At 74.3% G+C, this 15,292-nt stretch carries 20 protein-coding genes; 11 read left to right on the top strand and 9 right to left on the bottom strand.

Annotated features, from left to right (window positions below; translation table 11 throughout):
* Positions 1-113 precede the first annotated feature (113 nt).
* The 3 genes from ACYVM4_RS13845 to ACYVM4_RS13835 all read right to left on the bottom strand — a co-directional run bounded on the left by ACYVM4_RS13845 (position 114) and on the right by ACYVM4_RS13835 (position 3,948).
* The gene (locus ACYVM4_RS13845; protein WP_460668907.1) at positions 114-1,718 is read right to left on the bottom strand and encodes an ABC transporter permease; all 1,605 of its coding nucleotides are present in this window, start codon (positions 1,716-1,718) and stop codon (positions 114-116) included.
* A complete protein-coding gene (locus tag ACYVM4_RS13840; protein WP_368821085.1) occupies positions 1,715-2,695 on the bottom strand; it encodes an ABC transporter ATP-binding protein in 981 nt (326 codons plus the stop codon). The genes ACYVM4_RS13845 and ACYVM4_RS13840 overlap by 4 nt, the downstream gene beginning before the upstream one ends.
* A gap of 152 nt (positions 2,696-2,847) precedes the next feature.
* Positions 2,848-3,948, bottom strand: coding sequence for an acyltransferase family protein (locus ACYVM4_RS13835; RefSeq protein WP_460668906.1), 1,101 nt, complete (start codon positions 3,946-3,948; stop codon positions 2,848-2,850).
* A gap of 290 nt (positions 3,949-4,238) precedes the next feature.
* Between ACYVM4_RS13835 and ACYVM4_RS13830 the strand changes: the two genes are divergently transcribed.
* The 3 genes from ACYVM4_RS13830 to ACYVM4_RS13820 all read left to right on the top strand — a co-directional run bounded on the left by ACYVM4_RS13830 (position 4,239) and on the right by ACYVM4_RS13820 (position 7,146).
* Complete coding sequence (locus ACYVM4_RS13830) at positions 4,239-5,207, top strand: DUF5919 domain-containing protein (RefSeq protein WP_460668905.1); 969 nt, start codon at positions 4,239-4,241, stop codon at positions 5,205-5,207.
* An 80-nt stretch (positions 5,208-5,287) separates the two neighbouring features.
* Positions 5,288-5,773, top strand: a complete 486-nt coding sequence (locus ACYVM4_RS13825) for a hypothetical protein (protein WP_368821088.1) — start codon at positions 5,288-5,290, stop codon at positions 5,771-5,773.
* Between the two features lie 89 nt (positions 5,774-5,862).
* Positions 5,863-7,146: a cytochrome P450 gene (locus tag ACYVM4_RS13820; protein WP_460668904.1), complete on the top strand. Its 1,284-nt coding sequence runs from the start codon at positions 5,863-5,865 to the stop codon at positions 7,144-7,146.
* Here ACYVM4_RS13820 and ACYVM4_RS13815 read toward each other — a convergent pair.
* Positions 7,104-7,946, bottom strand: a complete 843-nt coding sequence (locus tag ACYVM4_RS13815; RefSeq protein WP_368821090.1) for an SDR family oxidoreductase — start codon at positions 7,944-7,946, stop codon at positions 7,104-7,106. The genes ACYVM4_RS13820 and ACYVM4_RS13815 overlap by 43 nt on opposite strands.
* 139 nt (positions 7,947-8,085) lie before the next feature.
* Here ACYVM4_RS13815 and ACYVM4_RS13810 point away from each other — a divergent pair, with 139 nt between their 5' ends.
* From ACYVM4_RS13810 to ACYVM4_RS13800, 3 genes are all read left to right on the top strand, one after another.
* Positions 8,086-8,586, top strand: a complete 501-nt coding sequence (locus ACYVM4_RS13810) for a pyridoxamine 5'-phosphate oxidase family protein (RefSeq protein WP_460668903.1) — start codon at positions 8,086-8,088, stop codon at positions 8,584-8,586.
* Positions 8,587-8,663: 77 nt separating this feature from the next.
* Positions 8,664-9,188, top strand: a complete 525-nt coding sequence (locus ACYVM4_RS13805) for a DUF488 domain-containing protein (RefSeq protein WP_460668902.1) — start codon at positions 8,664-8,666, stop codon at positions 9,186-9,188.
* A 2-nt stretch (positions 9,189-9,190) separates the two neighbouring features.
* Positions 9,191-9,523, top strand: a complete 333-nt coding sequence (locus tag ACYVM4_RS13800; RefSeq protein ID WP_368821093.1) for a cupin domain-containing protein — start codon at positions 9,191-9,193, stop codon at positions 9,521-9,523.
* Positions 9,524-9,562: 39 nt separating this feature from the next.
* On the opposite strand, the gene ACYVM4_RS13795 is transcribed toward ACYVM4_RS13800, so the two are convergent.
* Complete coding sequence (locus ACYVM4_RS13795; RefSeq protein WP_368830697.1) at positions 9,563-9,730, bottom strand: hypothetical protein; 168 nt, start codon at positions 9,728-9,730, stop codon at positions 9,563-9,565.
* Positions 9,731-9,915: 185 nt separating this feature from the next.
* Here ACYVM4_RS13795 and ACYVM4_RS13790 point away from each other — a divergent pair, with 185 nt between their 5' ends.
* Complete coding sequence (locus ACYVM4_RS13790) at positions 9,916-10,575, top strand: SDR family oxidoreductase (protein WP_368821095.1); 660 nt, start codon at positions 9,916-9,918, stop codon at positions 10,573-10,575.
* An 81-nt stretch (positions 10,576-10,656) separates the two neighbouring features.
* On the opposite strand, the gene ACYVM4_RS13785 is transcribed toward ACYVM4_RS13790, so the two are convergent.
* Positions 10,657-11,106 (bottom strand): nuclear transport factor 2 family protein, encoded by a 450-nt coding sequence (locus ACYVM4_RS13785; protein ID WP_460668901.1) that lies wholly within the window; start codon positions 11,104-11,106, stop codon positions 10,657-10,659.
* Complete coding sequence (locus tag ACYVM4_RS13780) at positions 11,103-11,666, bottom strand: nuclear transport factor 2 family protein (RefSeq protein ID WP_460668900.1); 564 nt, start codon at positions 11,664-11,666, stop codon at positions 11,103-11,105. The genes ACYVM4_RS13785 and ACYVM4_RS13780 overlap by 4 nt, the downstream gene beginning before the upstream one ends.
* A 134-nt stretch (positions 11,667-11,800) precedes the next feature.
* On the opposite strand from ACYVM4_RS13780, the gene ACYVM4_RS13775 reads away from it, so the two are divergent.
* From ACYVM4_RS13775 to ACYVM4_RS13760, 4 genes are read left to right on the top strand one after another with little or no spacing between them, the layout of a single operon-like run.
* The gene (locus tag ACYVM4_RS13775) at positions 11,801-12,283 is read left to right on the top strand and encodes a pyridoxamine 5'-phosphate oxidase family protein (RefSeq protein ID WP_460668899.1); all 483 of its coding nucleotides are present in this window, start codon (positions 11,801-11,803) and stop codon (positions 12,281-12,283) included.
* Positions 12,280-12,618, top strand: a complete 339-nt coding sequence (locus ACYVM4_RS13770) for an acylphosphatase (RefSeq protein ID WP_368821099.1) — start codon at positions 12,280-12,282, stop codon at positions 12,616-12,618. The genes ACYVM4_RS13775 and ACYVM4_RS13770 overlap by 4 nt, the downstream gene beginning before the upstream one ends.
* Before the next feature lie 55 nt (positions 12,619-12,673).
* Positions 12,674-13,651 (top strand): cation diffusion facilitator family transporter, encoded by a 978-nt coding sequence (locus tag ACYVM4_RS13765; protein WP_368821100.1) that lies wholly within the window; start codon positions 12,674-12,676, stop codon positions 13,649-13,651.
* Positions 13,641-14,030, top strand: a complete 390-nt coding sequence (locus ACYVM4_RS13760; RefSeq protein WP_368821101.1) for a YqfO family protein — start codon at positions 13,641-13,643, stop codon at positions 14,028-14,030. Before ACYVM4_RS13765 ends, ACYVM4_RS13760 begins: the two co-directional genes overlap by 11 nt.
* On the opposite strand, the gene ACYVM4_RS13755 is transcribed toward ACYVM4_RS13760, so the two are convergent.
* Both ACYVM4_RS13755 and ACYVM4_RS13750 read right to left on the bottom strand, forming a co-directional pair.
* Positions 14,005-14,454: a DUF779 domain-containing protein gene (locus ACYVM4_RS13755; protein ID WP_368821102.1), complete on the bottom strand. Its 450-nt coding sequence runs from the start codon at positions 14,452-14,454 to the stop codon at positions 14,005-14,007. The two genes, ACYVM4_RS13760 and ACYVM4_RS13755, sit on opposite strands and share 26 nt — an antisense overlap.
* A 33-nt stretch (positions 14,455-14,487) precedes the next feature.
* Positions 14,488-15,258: a spermidine synthase gene (locus ACYVM4_RS13750; protein WP_368821103.1), complete on the bottom strand. Its 771-nt coding sequence runs from the start codon at positions 15,256-15,258 to the stop codon at positions 14,488-14,490.
* Positions 15,259-15,292: the final 34 nt, after the last annotated feature.

The raw sequence follows: 15,292 nt of genomic DNA, 5'->3' as shown, positions 1-15,292 counted from the left end.
ACGGGGTTCCTCTTCTCGGGCGGCAGAATCTTCGTGCCGACCAGACTTCCCGGCTCACCTGGTGGACCAGTCTACGGATGATCGTGGTGAGCGCCACCCGAGGGGCCGGCGGCTCAGGCCGGCAGGTCCCGGCGGCGGAATCCGGCGGCGGCCGCGGCCAGGAGCGCGAGCGCGGCCGCCGTGAGGCCCAGCAGGGGAGCGGCCTCCCAGTCCTCGGAGGGCACGAGCGGCGTCAGCTGCACCGGGGAGAGGTTCATCGCCGGCTCGGGCAGGTCGAGCAGCAGGCCGAACCACGAGACGAAGACCACGTAGGCGACCACGGCCCAGCTCAGCGCGGCGAACCGCGGGACGAGTCCCACCAGCGCGGCGGCGACCCCGGCCACGACCAGCACGGCCGGGACGTAGGCCAGGGCCGCCATGGCCAGCTCACCGGTCCAGCGCAGGTCCCCGGTGGTGGCGGTGACCCCCGCGCCCAGTGCCGCCCCGGCCAGCAGCAGGGCCAGGAGGGACTCCACGACGACGACGGTGAGCCAGCCGAGCACCCAGCGCACCCGGTCCAGACCCGTGGAGAGGACGAGAGCCGTGCGGCCGGCCTCCTCCTCCGCGCGCAGCCGCAGCACGGCCGAGACGGCGAACGTGACCACCCCGAGCGCGAGGTAGGACAGCGTCGCGGCGGCGAAGGACTCGGTGAGGGCGTCGAGGTCCACCACGAGCCACTCGGTGATCGACGGGATGTCCGCGATGCTGTCCTCCAGGGAGTCGGCCAGCGAGCCGAAGGCCAGGCCGAAGAGGACGAGTCCCGCGGTCCACCCGAGGAACGTGCCGCGCAGCAGCCGTCGCGCCAGCCCGGTCGCGGAGAGCAGGGACGCCCCGGCCGTCGCGGGGCCCGGGCGTGCCTGCCGCAGCCCGGCGCCCAGGTCCCGCCGCTGGGCCAGGAGCACGGCCGTGACCAGCAGCACGGCCGTGAGCGCCCCCGAGAGCGCCAGCGGCCACCAGCGCAGGTCCACGTAGAGCCGGGTCTGCTGGGCCCACGCGATGGGCGAGATCCAGGACAGCCACGAGCCGGTGAGCTCGATGACGTCCCCGATCCCGCGCACCAGGAAGGCCGCGCCGAGCACGGCCATCGCCGTGCCGGAGGCGGCCCGCGCGTGCTCGGTGAGCTGGGCGGTCACGGCCGCCACGGCCCCGAACAGCAGGCCCGTGAGGGCCGTGGCCAGTCCCCACGCCACGGCGTCGACCCCGCCCAGGCCCGCCGCGAGGAGCCCCGCCGTGATCCCGGCGCCGACCGCCGCGTCCGCCACGGCGACCGCCCCGAGAGCGGCCGCCGCCGGGGCGAAGCGGCCCACCGGCAGTGCGCGGACCACCTCGAGCCGCCCCGACTCCTCCTCCGCCCGCACGTGCCGGCTCGCGAGCAGGATGCTCATGATCGCGGTCGCCACGAGCACCGACAGGCTGAGCTCGTTGACCGTCATGGCACCCAGCGTGTAGTCGTCCGCGCCGAAGGCCGGGCCGGTCATCATCACGGCGGACGGGTTGTCCAGCAGCGCGGCCCGGGCCTGGCGGGCCTCGCCGTCCGGGAACGTCTCCTCCAGGGCGAGCACCGTCGCGTACACGGTGCCGGTCAGCGCGAGCACCCACACGAGGATCCGCACCCGGTCCAGGCGCAGGTTGAGCCGGAACAGGCGGCCGGTCGCGGCCCACGGCTCGGTGGTCCTCATCGGGGCGCCCGCACGTCCCGGCCGGCGGCGCGCCCGGTCCCGTCCGGGGCCGCGGCGCCGGACCCGTCCTGGGCGGCGGGTGCGGCCGGGCGGTCCCCGTAGTGGCGCAGGAAGAGCTCCTCGAGCGAGGGCGGGGTGACGGTCAGGTTCTGCACGCCCAGGTCGGCGAGCGCCCGGAGCACCTCGGGGACCCGGGCGTCGTCGACGTCGAAGCTCAGCCTCCCGTCCTCGTGCACGAGGTGGTGCACGCCCGGCAGCCCGCCCAGGCGACCGGGGCCGGCGGGAGTCGTGGCCGTGACGGCGGAGCGGGTCAGGTGGCGCAGCTGGGCGAGGGTGCCGTTCTCCACGTCCCGGCCGCTGCGGATGATGGTCACGGTGTCGCACAGCTTCTCGACCTCCGCCAGGATGTGGCTCGAGAGCAGGACCGTGCTGCCCTGCCCGCTCAGCCGGCGCACCTCGTCCGTGAACACGGCCTCCATGAGCGGGTCCAGTCCGGAGGTCGGCTCGTCCAGGACGTACAGCTCCGCCTCGGCGCTCAGGGCGGCCACCAGCGCCACCTTCTGCCGGTTGCCCTTCGAGTAGCTGCGGGCCTTCTTCGTGGGGTCGAGCTCGAAGCGCTCGATGAGCTCGTCGCGGCGGCGGCGCCGTCGTCGTCCGCCGCGGATGCCGGTGAGCAGGTCCACGATCTCGCCGCCGGTCAGGTTCGGCCACAGGTTCGTGTCCCCCGGGACGTAGGCGGTGCGGCGGTGGATCTCCACGGCGTCGCGCCAGGCATCCAGGCCCAGGACCGTGGCCGTCCCCGCGTCCGCCCGGAGCAGGCCCAGCAGCACCCGGATCGCCGTGGACTTCCCCGAGCCGTTGGGGCCCAGGAAGCCCGCGACCTGCCCCGGCGCCACGGTGAGGTCGAAGCCGTCGAGGGCCGCGGTGGGACCGAAGGTCTTGACGAGCCCGCGGGCCTCGATCACCGGGGTGTCCATGGGTGCTCCTGACGGGTCGGGGCCGGCGGCGTCACGCCCGCCTGCCGTTCACGGTAGGCATCGCCCGATCGCCGGACAAGCTGTCCCGGAGACCGGGCGCGCCGTCCGGACCGCGGGACGGTGACGCCGTCGGGAGGCCGGGGCCGGGCGGGTCAGCCCGGACGGTGCCCGTCCGCCGCCACGGCGGCGGACGGGCGCTCCGCAGCGGCCTCGGCGATCCGCCGGTCGGGCCGGTCACGGGGATCGAGCCACGCCTTGGCCCGCAGGGCGGGCTTCTCGACGAGGGTCCAGGACAGCAGCGCCAGGGGCAGTGTCAGCAGGAGGACGAGCACGGAGTTGACGGCGACACCCCACGACGCCGTGCCGAGCAGCACGAGGAGCTGCTGCACCGGGTACGCGTAGATGTAGACGCCGTAGGAGAGGTCCGTGCGCGTGGTCCAGTTGCGGGACGGGGCGGCGCCGAGGCCGAGGAGCAGCACGGCGAGCGGCAGCTGCCCGTACAGGTCCGCCCAGCCGAGGTCCGTCAGGACGGCGTAGACGACGGCCGCCCCCGCGGTGTGCACCCAGGTGGGGCGCCACGTCCCCGACCAGGCCCAGACCGCCGCGCCCGCCAGGAAGTAGCCCGCCAGCCGGGCGCCGTTGAGGTAGAGGTGGGTCGTGACGTCCAGCGGGCCCTCGACCAGGGGGCGGAGGACGAGCACGAGGAGGAACATCGCCGGGAGCACCCACCGGGCGTGCCGTGCCGCGACGGCGAGGCTGAGGACGAGACCGAGCAGCACGTAGGCGAGGGCCTCGTGGAACAGCGTCCAGAGCGAGCCGTTCCAGGAGTCCGGAGCCGGAACGTCCAGCTGTGTTCCGTCGATGCCCCACTGGGAGATCCTCAGGTCGCTGTTGTGGAGCACGAAGCCGGCGGCCGAGCCCAGGTCGAGCGACGAGCCCTCGATCGCGGCCGCGAGCGGCGCGAAGACGAAGGCCACCACGAGCAGGCTCACCAGGAAGGCCGGGTAGATGCGCAGGAACCGTCGCCAGAGGTACGGCACCAGCGTGGTCCGCACCCTGCTCTCGGCGATGAGGTAGCCGCTGAGGACGAAGAAGCCGTTGACGGCCACGTCGGAGAGGAGCTCGAGGCTGGGACCGTCCGCGCCGGTCAGGGGCCAGGCGTGGCCGACGATGACCACGGACGCCAGGACCAGGCGAATGGCATTGAGGCGGTTGTGGCGGTCGCCCAGGCGTTCCCGGAGAGTCGTGGCCAAGAGAGGTGCCTTCCGCAGGAGTGGGCAGCGCGGCCGGGGCGGTCAGCTGCTGGACGCGGGGCCGGTCCCCGGGGTGGGGAGCAGCCGTGACGCCGTGCCGTCACCCGTCCTGACCCAAGTTTAGGTATGCAAACACATGCTCTCGCCACTGTTCCGCCGAAGTGGGGACGGATGTCCGGGCGGGCGCTGCGCGCCGGTCGTCACAAAATGCCGTGCTGCCCGCGGTGCTAACGCCCAGGTCAGGAGCCGTGCCAGGCTGGCAGCAGAGCCGCTCGAGGAAGGGGAGTCCCGTGCTGGAGATCCGCAGTGCCGCCCAGGACCTGGGCGCGGGCGACGGGTGGCGCGGCGCCGCCCGCACCGCGCCGCAGCGGCGCCCCGCCACGGCGCCGGTCGTGCTGGTCGGCCTCGGCGCGGCGCTCGTCGTCGTGGCCCTGGTGGCCGGACGGGCGTGGTCGGAGGTCCTCCTCGACGCCGGGGCCGTCCTGCTCACCGTGGGCGGCGTGGGTCTGCTCCTGGACGCCGGACTGGCGCGGTGGCGCGGGTCCTCGCCCGTCGAGGCGCAGCGTCCCCCGGTCCCCGCGGCGCCGGCGCCCCGCGACGACCAGCTGGGCCTCGTGGGGGTCCGCGAGGAGCTCGACGCGGTCGACGTGCTCCGCGGCGTGCGGCCCGGGCAGGAGCTGTGGTGGATGGACACCTTCCCGCTGACCCTGGCCGGTGACCTGGACGCCATCCACAAGGCCCTCGACGCCGGGGTCCGCGTCCGGCTGCTGGTCCTCGACCCCAAGTCGCCCGCGCTCGCCTCCCGGCTCCGCGAGATCCGCCACCACTACGGCCTCTCGCCCATGGACCTGCGGCGCAGCTTCGACACGCTGGTCCACCAGCTCCGGGCCCTGGGGGAGCTGGACCCCGTGGTGGCCGAGCGCCTGGAGGTGCGGGTCTACGACGGCCTGCCCGGAGCCCCGATCTACCTGGTGCTCGGACCTCCCTCCGCGGCGGAGGACCCCGCGGCGGACCCGGGCGCGCCGCAGGTGATCCGGGCGTTCAGCAGCTACTTCCTGCTCGACGCCAGCCAGGACATGCCCTACCTGGAGTGGCGGGACGGGCCCTTCGCCGCCCGGCTGCACTCCTATGCGCGGCACAAGTGGGAGGAGGGGCACACGGTGTTCCCGACCGAGCCCGCCGACCGCTCGGCCTCGGCCTTCAACGTCGGGCCCGGGGCGGCACCGCGCGCGGCGCGGGACAGCACCCAGGGCACCTGACGCCCGGCCTCCGCGTCCCGGGTGCTTCCGGGGCGTCGGAGCCTGTGGCGGCGGGATGACAAGTCTGCTGAGATGGCGGCATGGACGTTTCGGATTTCAAGACCCTGTTCGGCGACGACATCCGGGCCTGGCTCGACTGGGACGCGCTCGACGACGAGAACTCCCGGATCGAGGACCTCGTGGTCTCCTCCCGGGAGGAGCTCGGCGGGCTCTACACGGTCTGGCACGTGGACCCCGAGGGAAATCCGGGGGAGTGGTCGCACCCGCAGCACCGGCCGCAGACCCTCGCCCAGGCTGCGGAGAAGCAGTGGCCGGAGGACCGGCAGGGAAAGATCGAGCACCTGCGGCGGGAGTTCTCGGAGGAGTCTGGGCCGGTCCAGCTCACCGTCCCGGCCTACCGGACCGAGGGGTCCCTCGTGGTCCTCGACTCCAACCACCGGCTCGTGGGCGCCTATCTCTCCGGGGCGGACCTGCGCGTGCTGCTGGTCGTGCTGGACGGGCCCTCGTCCTCCGTGATCCTCCCCGCCACGGCACAGATCGCGAACGACCAGGCGGGCCGGATCTGAGACGCCCACCGCGGACGGCTGGGCGTGCGGCTGGAGGAGGTCGCGGCCCGGGCCTGCCCGCCGTCGCACCCCGCGACTAGCATGAGCCCATGAGCGACGACGCCCGTCCCGAGCCCCGCTGCCCCGTCCCGCACGGCGACCGGCGCAGGACCGCTCCGCCCGGCGAGCGCAGCGCGCCGCCGGTGGAGCTGCTCGGCGGCGTCTGGCACGTCCGGTCCCTGCCGATGGTCCGCCAGGTGCTGCGGGAGGCCGACGGCACGGTGCAGGCCGGCTTCAGCGCGGAGACCGCCCGGCAGGGCCTGACCGGCGACCACCCGCCCGTGCTCTACGCGGACGGCCCCGAGCACCGGCGCCAGCGCACCGCCACCGCGAGGTTCTTCACCCCGGCCACGGTGAGCCGCCGCTACCGGGCCCTGATGGAGGAGCGCGCCGACGAGCTGGTGGAGCGGATCCGGCAGGACGGCGGGGCCGAGCTGTCCGCGATCACCCTGCGCTACTCCGTGGAGGTCGCCGCCCAGGTGGTGGGGCTGACGAACTCGGACGTCGACGGGATGTCCCGGCGCTTGGAGCGCTTCTTCAGCGGCCCCGTCACCGGCTCCACCGGTTCCCCGCGGCGCCGCCTCCCCGCCCGGCTCGGCGCCGTCGTCGGGTCGCTGCGGCCGATGTGGGCGATGACCGCCTTCCAGCTCCGGGACGTGCGCCCGGCCGTCCGGGCGCGGCGCCGGCAGCCCCAGGAGGACGTCGTGTCCCACCTGCTCGCGGAGGGATACACGGACCGGGAGATTCTCGTCGAGTGCCTCACCTACGCCGCCGCCGGCATGGCCACCACCCGCGAGTTCATCGCGGTGGCCGCCTGGCACCTGCTGGAGGACGACCGGCTGCGGGAGGAGTACCTCGCGGCCGACGAGCCGGCCCGGCACGGGATCCTGCACGAGATCCTGCGCCTGGAGCCGGTGGTGGGCCACCTCTACCGCAGGACCACCCGGGAGCTGGTCCTGGCGGACGGCGACGAGCGCCACGAGGTGCCCGCCGGCGCCCTGCTCGACCTCTACGTCCGCCAGGCGAACACCGACGAGCAGGCGCTCGGGGAGGACGCCCGGCAGCTGTGCCCGGAGCGGTCCCGGCCGCGGGGGATCCGGCCCGAGGTGATGTCCTTCGGGGACGGCGCCCACCGGTGCCCGGGCGGGTCCCTCGCGATCCAGGAGACCGACATCTTCCTGCAGCGCCTGCTGCGGCTGCCCCTGGCGTTCGCGCACCCGCCGCGGGTCTCCTGGGTGGAGCTGATCGCGGCCTACGAGGTGCGCGACGTCGTCCTGCGGGTGGGCGCCGGTCAGGGGTGGCGCACGCCCTCCCCGGCGAGCACCGCCCGGTAGCCCTCCCGGTACGTGGGGTGGCGGAGCTCGACGCCGGCCTCCCGCAGCCGCCGGTTGGACAGCCGCTTCGAGCCCCGGTGCGGCGCGTCCGCCTCCGGGACGTCCTCGGGCCGGGGGACGCCGAGCTCCTGCGCCAGGAACTCGAGGACCTCGAGCTCGGGCACGGGCTCGTCGTCCGTGCCGAGATACAGCGTGAGCGGCTGGGCGTCCATGGTCAGCAGGTGCACGGCGGCCGCCGCGGCGTCGTCGCGGTGGATGCGGTTGGTCCAGGCGGCGCCGGCCGCGACGTCCCCGGAGCGCACCCTGTCGATCAGCCGGGTCCGGCCCGGACCGTAGATGCCGGAGAGCCGCAGGACCGTGCCGTGCGGGAACTGCTCGTGGAACAGCTCCTCGGCCTCCAGCAGGATCCGGGCGGTGGGGGTCGAGGGGTCCGGCGGGGTGTCCTCGGTGACCTCGCCGCCGTCGGCGTCCCCGCAGACGGCGGTCGAGGAGATCAGCAGGGCACGCCGGGGGAGGGTCCCGGCGGCGCGCAGCCCGTCGGCCACGTGGCGCAGCCCGTCCAGGTAGGCGGCGCGGTAGGCCTCGGGCGTCCGCCCGTCCGCGGCGGTGGCGACGACCAGCAGCTCGACGTCGCCCGGCAGCTCGGGCACCTCCGTGCTCAGGTCCACCGCGATCCCGATCAGGGGCGGCGGCACCAGCTCCGCACGGCGGCGCAGGCCCACCACCTCGTGCCCCTGCTCGGCCAGCCGCAGCCCGATCTCCGTGCCCAGGTCTCCGCATCCCGCGATCACCACGCTCATGCCCCGATCCTCCCACGTCCTGCTCCGCGCACCACGGCGGCGCGGACCGGTCCTGTTCCCCCGGCGTGCGCGGCACCGTAGGTTGGAGGTGGTGACCGGGCACCTCCGGGCAGCCGAGGAGCACGGGAAGGCGACGACGGTGGCTTGGTACCGGAAGGACGTGGAGGAGCTCGCGCCCGAGGAATGCTGGGACCGGTTGCGGGCGGACGGCGTCGCCCGGCTGGCCGTCGTGGTGGACGGGGCCCCGGAGATCTTCCCGATCAACTACGTGGCCGACCGCGAGACGATCGTCTTCCGCTCGGGCCTGGGCACGAAGGTGAGCGGCGCGCTCGAGGGCCTGGCGGTGGCCCTCGAGATCGACGGGCACGACCGGGCGACCGCCACGGCGTGGAGCGTGATCGTCAAGGGCGGCGCCGGGAGCGTCCGGCCCGGCCACGCCCTGATGGAGGCCCTGCAGCTGCCGCTGTTCCCGTGGCAGGAGGGGATGAAGGGCCAGTTCGTCCGCATCGTCCCGACGACGGTCACGGGCCGCCGCTTCACCATGGCCGACCACGAGGCGTGGAACTCCCCGGTCGCCGTCGGCCGCCGGACGGCGGGCGGATCCGCCCGCTGGACCGACGCAGGCTCCGGCGGGTCGTGACGCCCGGGGCCCGGCTCCCGCGGAGCGGGCCGTGTCGGGCCGGGGAGGCTTCCGTGCCCGGTCAGTAGGGTGGGGGCATGACCTCGCACACCGTCTACACCGTGGGCCACTCCACGCGCTCCGCCGAGGAGTTCGTGGAGCTGCTGCGCGAGTCCGGAGTGCAGCGGCTCGTCGACATCCGCACGGTGCCGCGCTCGCGGACGAACCCGCAGTTCAACCTCGACGCGCTGCCGGGCACGCTCGCGGCGGCCGGCATCGAGCACAGCTACTGCGAGGAACTGGGCGGGCTGCGCCCCACCTCGAAGGACTCGGTGAACACGGCCTGGCGCAACGAGTCCTTCCGCGGCTACGCCGACCACATGCAGACCGACGAGTTCCGGGCCGCGCTGGCCGAGCTCGAGCAGCTGGCCGAGGTCCGCGTCGTCGCGATCATGTGCGCGGAGGCGGTCTGGTGGCGGTGCCACCGCTCGCTCGTGGCCGAGGCCCTGCTGGTGCGCGGGCACGACGTGCAGCACATCATGGGCCCCGGCAAGCTGACCCCCGCGACGCTGCGGGACTTCGCCGTGGTCGACGGAGACCGGATCACCTACCCAGGAGGATGACCATGCAGCACCTCAACGAGATCGCCCTGCAGCACCTGAACGAGGCACGCCACGCCCCGCACGGGCGCAGCGCCGAGCAGCTCCTGCACCAGAAGGTGCTGCGCCAGACCCTCCTGGCCCTCAAGGAGGGCGCGGTGCTCGCCGAGCACAACGCCCCGTACGCCGGGAGCCTGCAGGTGCTGCACGGGCGGATCCGGATCAGCTCCGGTGAGGACCTGGTGCTCGAGGCCGGGCACCTGCACGTGATCCCCGTGGAGCGGCACTCCGTGGAGGCCCTGGAGGACTCGGTGTTCATCCTCACCGCGGTGACCGGCATCGAGGACGCCGCCGAGTAGCCGCGGCCCCGGAGCGGTCCCGGACGAGAGCGGAGCGGCTCAGCGCCGGCCCAGGTGCTTCTCCCGGCGGTAGGCGATGAACACGCCGGACACCGCGATCATCAGCATCATCGCGGCGATGAGCGCGAGTGTCCACGCGCCGTCGATCAGGGCGACGACCAGCAGGACGAGGGCGATCGCGGACAGCAGGAACTGGAAGATCAGCACGGGGGCCTCCGGTCGGGAGCAGGGGTCCCGTCGAGGCTACCGGAGGCCGGGCGGGAGGACGCCGGGGCCGGGCGCATTCCCGGTTTCGCCCTCCGCGTGAGCCGTGTCCCTGCGCCCGGGAGGGGGCTAGCGTCGGGGGAGAGCACCACGTCCCCCACGTCCCCTCTGCACCAAGGAGCACGAACATGTCCCGCACAGCCATCATCGGCGGCCACGGCAAGGTCGCCCTCTCTCTCGCCCGGCTGCTCACGACCGGCGGCAACGACGTCACGAGCATCTTCCGCAACCCGGACCACACGGAGGACGTCGAGAACACCGGCGCGTCCCCCGTGGTGGCCGACGTGGAGCAGTTGTCGGTCGCCCAGCTCGCCGACCTGCTCGAGGGCCAGGACGCCGTGGTGTGGAGCGCCGGCGCCGGCGGCGGCAGCCCGGAGCGCACCTACGCCGTGGATCGGGACGCGGCGGTCCGCACGATGGACGCGGCCGTGATGGCCGGCGCCAAGCGCTTCGTCATGGTCTCCTACCACGGGGCCGGCCAGGACCACGGCGTCCCCGAGGACGACCCCTTCCACGCGTACGCCCAGGCCAAGGCTGACGCCGATGACCACCTGCGCGCCTCCTCGCTGGACTGGACGATCGTGGGCCCCGGCGCCCTCACCGAGGACGAGGCGACCGGCAGGATCGACGTCTCCACGGGCGAGCGGGACGGCGAGCACCGGACCTCCCGGGCCAACGTGGCGCTCGTGGTCGCGGCCGTGCTGGACGACCCCTCGACCATCGGGAAGACCATCGAGTTCTCCGACGGCCACACGCCGATCTCCGACGCGCTGGAAGTGCAGCCGTGACCGTCTGAGCGCACCTCACGAGGGGCGGCCGCCGTGCACCGGGTTCCCGGGCGCGGCGGCCGCCCCTCGTCGCAGGCGCTCTCAGGCCAGGAAGTCGGCCGGTCCCAGGACGCGTGCAGACGCGCCGGCCCCGGGCGTGTCCAGGGCCGCGATGCGGCGCTCGGCGATCCGCCAGCCGTCCGGGGTGCGCACGAGCAGGTCCAGCTGGTCGCCGCCCAGCGCGGACCCGTCCGCGCACACCACCAGCCACTTGCTCCAGGCCCGCACGCGGTCCGGGGCGAGCCGGCGCAGCACGGTGTCGGTGACCAGGTGCGGGTCCCGGGTCTCGGCCAGGGTCCGCTCGGCGATCTCGGCCGGTCCGCGCGCCGTCCCGCCCGGGGACACGACCACGGCGTCCCCGGTGAACACCCGGTCCAGGTCCGGCCAGGCCCGGGCGTCCACCACCCGGGCGCACCGGCTCAGGACGGTGCTGATCTCGAGGGCATCGGCGGCGGGCACGCGGTCCCACCCCGAGCCCGGTGCGGGGCTCATCGGCGGGCCCGGCCGGCGGCCGCGAGCACGGCCTCGTCGAACATCGCGTAGGCGTACGGGTCCGGCGCGTATCCGCCCTCGGCGAGGGCCACGGAGGCGGAGTCGTTGCGGGGCGCCACGGTGCGCCGCTCGATCCGCCACCCGTCGGCGGTGCGCCGGAACGTGTCGATGTAGTCGCCGCAGACCACCCTGCGGTCCCAGGTCAGCAGGAGCATCCTGGACCAGGCCACGGCGGTGTCCGCGTCCACGGCCTCCACGATCGAGTTCAGGGTGTGCGTGGCGGGGAAGCGGGCGAGCTCGGCCGTCTCGGCGAAGCGCCGCACGCCCGCCGGGCCGTCGAACTCGCCCTGCGGCGCGCTGAGGCGGACCTCCGGCACGAACACCTCCCCGAACATGTCCCACTGGCGGTTGTCCAGCAGGTGCGAGGAGAAGCTCAGGATCTCGTTGATCTCGATCCGGTCCTGGGGGCCGAGCGTCCCGGGGCCGCTCCCGGGGGACTGTCCCGCGGTCTGCGCGGTGGTGTTCTCAGCGGTCTGCTCCGAGACCTGTCGGTCGTCCATCTGCCTGCTCCGGTCCTCTCGTGGGTCGGCCGGACCGGGCCGTTCCGGCCCGCCGGCGGACGCGCGGTTCCGCCCATGATGAATTGTCGGGCCCGGTCGTGCCACGAGGCCCGGTCGTTCTCTAATCTGACCACATGAACACCCACCAGGATGACATCCAGCACATCGTCGACTTCGTGAACCGCACCCGCGTCGGCATGCTCAGCACCCGCGAGGCCACCGGCAAGCTCGTCAGCCGCCCGATGACCGTGGTCGACGTCGCCCCGGGGGAGGACCTCAACTTCTTCACCAGCCGGGACACCTCCTCGGTCCGGGACGTGGCGGCCAACGACGCCGTCAACGTCGCGTTCGTGGGGGACCACGAGTGGGTCTCGATCTCCGGCGCCGCCGAGGTGGTCGAGGACCGGCAGGTGCTCGAGGGGCTCTGGTCCGACGCGCTGAAGGCGTACTACCCGGAGGGGCCGTCCACCCCGGGCCTCGTGGTGCTGCGCGTCCGCACGGAGACCGCCGAGCACTGGCGCAGCCCCGGGACGGTGGCCACCGCGCTGCGCTGGGCGAAGGCCCGGGCCACCGGCGAGCAGGTCGACTCCGGCCGGTCCACGGTGGTGGACCTGTGAGCCTGCCCCCGATCCACCAGGGCGCCTCGGCCGGACGGGACCCCGACCGCCTGGACCTCGAGGAGGTCCTGCGCCTGACCGCCGTGGTGCACGGCTCCGTGCAGGGCGTCGGGTTCCGCTGGTGGACCGCCCGCCACGCCGAGCAGCTGGGCCTGCGCGGCTCGGCGGTCAACAACACCGACGGCACCGTGGGAGTGATCGCCGAAGGGCCCCGGCGCGCCGTGCGGGACCTGCTCCGGGCCCTCAACGGCGCCGGCGCGCCCGGCGTCGTGATGAAGGTGGACTCCCACTACGGTCCCGCCACGGGGGAGTTCCACGGGTTCGTCACCGGCTGAGCCACGAGGCCGTGCCCGCGACCCCGGGCCCGCGCCTCCGTTCTACGATGGAGGCATGGCTCACGACCACGCCGGGGACCGCGGGCGCGCGGAGGACGGGCACGACCACGACCACGGGCCCGGGCACTCGCACGCCGGTCCCGGGACCGACCGGTGGCGGATCGCCACCGCCTTCGGGATCACCGTGGCGCTGTTCGTCGTCCAGCTGGTCGGCGCCCTGTGGACGGGCTCCCTGGCGCTGCTCATCGACACCGCCCACGTGCTCACCGACGCGGGCGGGCTGTTGCTCGCGCTGATCGCCGCGCAGCTGACCCTGCGCCCGCCGAGTGCACGGCGCACGTGGGGCTGGCGGCGCGCGGAGATCGTGGCCGCGGCCCTGCAGGCTGGGGTGCTGCTGGCCGTGGGGCTGTTCGTGCTCGTGGAGGGCGTGCGCCGGTTCCTCGAGCCGCACCCGGTGGCCTCGGCCGAGATGCTGGTCTTCGGCGTCCTGGGCCTGGCCGGCAACCTCGTGGCGATGGCCGTGCTCTTCGGGGGCCGGCGCTCCAACCTGAACCTGCGCGCGGCGATGCTCGAGGTGCTCAACGACGCGCTGGGCTCGGTCGCCGTGATCGTCGCGGCTGTGGTCATCACCCTCACCGGCTGGATGCAGGCCGACGCCGTCGTGGCGCTGCTCATCGGCGCGCTCATCGTGCCCCGCACCATCCGGCTGCTCGTGGAGTCCCTCTCCGTGCTCATGGAGAGCGTGCCCCCCGGGCTCGACATGGACGACGTCCGCGGGCACATCCTCGAGCTGCCGCACGTGGTGGAGGTCCACGACCTGCACGCGACCCGGATCTCCTCGGACCTGCCCGTGCTCACTGCCCACGTGGTGCTCGAGGAGGAGTACTTCTACTCCGGCGGCTCGGCCGAGGCGCTGGGCCGGATCCAGCGGTGCGTGGCCGAGCACTTCCCGGTGTCCGTCCAGCACTCCACGATCCAGCTGGAGCCCGCGGACCACGACGAACCGGAGGTCTGCGCGCCCCATGAGCACTGAGCCCCGGAGCACCGAGCACCACTGCCTGGTGGTGTTCGTCCCCGCCACCTACGCCGAGCAGGTCCTGCAGGCCCTGGGCGACGCCGGGGCCGGACGGTCCGGGCACTACTCCCACACCGCGTTCGTGAGCCGCGGCACCGGCCGGTTCACGCCCCTGCCCGGGGCGCACCCCACGATCGGGCAGGTCGGGACGCCGCAGGAGGTCGACGAGGTCCGCATCGAGACGCTGTATCCGGCGGCCGAGCGCGAGCGCGTGCTGCGGGCGATGGCCGGGGCCCACCCCTACGAGGTCCCGGCCTTCACCACGTTCCCGGTCCACGACCGGGGCCCGTCCTTCGACGAGCAGGGCCGGCTCAGGAGCCCGCCGGATCCTGCATGAGCGTCGAGCGGATCAGGAACCGCTTGCCCTCCGGCGCCTCCACCGAGAACCCGGAGCCACGGCCCTCCACCACGTCCACCGTGAGCAGGGTGTGCTTCCAGTACTCGAACTGCTCGCGGGACATCCAGAACTCGAGCTCGGCCGTGGCCGGGTCCCCGGGCAGCGTGAACACGCCCAGCAGCACGTCGGCCGGACCGGTGAGGAAGTCCCCGGCCGGGTAGCACATGGGCGCGGAGCCGTCGCAGCACCCGCCGGACTGGTGGAACATGAGCCGCCCGTGGAGCTCCCGCAGCGTCCCGAGCAGCTCCACGGCGGCCGGCGTCAGGGCCACGCGGGAGAACGCCTCGCCCTCGACGGCGGGGGCGGACTCCAGGACGGCGGTGCTCCCGGTGGTGCTCTCGGCTGCGTTCTCGGTGGTGCTCACGGCGTGCTCCTCGGCTCGGGGGTGTGATCCACGCTACAGCCGCGCGAGCAGTTCCTCCAGGCCGAGGCCGTCCAGGACGCCCGCCGGGTGCGGTCCGGCCGCGGCGAAGGCGTCCGCCCACTCCCGGGGCAGGGCGCGGCGCCCGCCCACGAGGACCAGGTTGCCCGGATAGCGGCCCGTGAGCAGCCGCTCCTCGGCCAGGCACCACACGTCGGCGAGCGCCTCCCGCAGGGCCCGCGCCTGCTCGGCGAAGAACGCCAGCCCGGGGTCGTCGCCCACGTTGACGACCAGCACCCCGCCGGGGGCCAGCAGCCCGGCGGCCTCGGCGTAGAAGGAGACCTCCGTGAGGTGGGCGGGGGCGTCCCGGCCCGAGAAGACGTCGAGGACCACGAGGTCGGCGGTCCCGGGGGCGACGACGTCCGGCAGCGCCGCCCGGGCGTCGTCGACGACGACCCGCACGTCCGCGCCCGCGGGCAGGGGCAGCGCCTCGAGCACGAACGCGGGCAGCTCCCGCTCGAGCTCCACGGCGGCCTGGGCGGAGCCGGGCCGGGTCGCGGCCACGTACCGGGCGAGCGTCAGGGCCCCGGCGCCCAGGTGCACCGCGGTGACCGGCGCGCCCGGCGCCGCCACCACGTCGACGACGTTGGCGATCCGCCGCAGGTACTCGTAGAAGATCTCCTCGGGGTGGGCGAGGTCCACGTGGGACTGCTCCGCCCCGCCGATGGAGAGCACGAACCCGCCCTCGGTGAAGCCGTCCGGGGTGATCTCGGCGTGCACACCGGCGTCCTTGAGGTATCTGCGCATGAGCCCATTGTCACTTCCCGGACGGGAATGAACC

The organism is Kocuria himachalensis, assembly GCF_054784195.1.
Note: the sequence above shows the minus strand (reverse complement) of the source record. Positions and strands in the feature narration are given on the sequence as shown.

Coding starts and splice junctions, on each gene's coding strand:
- ACYVM4_RS13815 (WP_368821090.1), bottom strand. CDS start 7,946: ATGAGCGTGGTGATCGCGGGATGCGGAGACCTGGGCACGGAGATCGGG.
- ACYVM4_RS13750 (WP_368821103.1), bottom strand. CDS start 15,258: ATGCGCAGATACCTCAAGGACGCCGGTGTGCACGCCGAGATCACCCCG.
- ACYVM4_RS13785 (WP_460668901.1), bottom strand. CDS start 11,106: ATGAGCCCCGCACCGGGCTCGGGGTGGGACCGCGTGCCCGCCGCCGAT.
- ACYVM4_RS13765 (WP_368821100.1), top strand. CDS start 12,674: ATGGCTCACGACCACGCCGGGGACCGCGGGCGCGCGGAGGACGGGCAC.
- ACYVM4_RS13845 (WP_460668907.1), bottom strand. CDS start 1,718: ATGAGGACCACCGAGCCGTGGGCCGCGACCGGCCGCCTGTTCCGGCTC.
- ACYVM4_RS13820 (WP_460668904.1), top strand. CDS start 5,863: ATGAGCGACGACGCCCGTCCCGAGCCCCGCTGCCCCGTCCCGCACGGC.
- ACYVM4_RS13800 (WP_368821093.1), top strand. CDS start 9,191: ATGCAGCACCTCAACGAGATCGCCCTGCAGCACCTGAACGAGGCACGC.
- ACYVM4_RS13760 (WP_368821101.1), top strand. CDS start 13,641: ATGAGCACTGAGCCCCGGAGCACCGAGCACCACTGCCTGGTGGTGTTC.
- ACYVM4_RS13825 (WP_368821088.1), top strand. CDS start 5,288: ATGGACGTTTCGGATTTCAAGACCCTGTTCGGCGACGACATCCGGGCC.
- ACYVM4_RS13805 (WP_460668902.1), top strand. CDS start 8,664: ATGACCTCGCACACCGTCTACACCGTGGGCCACTCCACGCGCTCCGCC.
- ACYVM4_RS13780 (WP_460668900.1), bottom strand. CDS start 11,666: ATGGACGACCGACAGGTCTCGGAGCAGACCGCTGAGAACACCACCGCG.
- ACYVM4_RS13840 (WP_368821085.1), bottom strand. CDS start 2,695: ATGGACACCCCGGTGATCGAGGCCCGCGGGCTCGTCAAGACCTTCGGT.
- ACYVM4_RS13775 (WP_460668899.1), top strand. CDS start 11,801: ATGAACACCCACCAGGATGACATCCAGCACATCGTCGACTTCGTGAAC.
- ACYVM4_RS13790 (WP_368821095.1), top strand. CDS start 9,916: ATGTCCCGCACAGCCATCATCGGCGGCCACGGCAAGGTCGCCCTCTCT.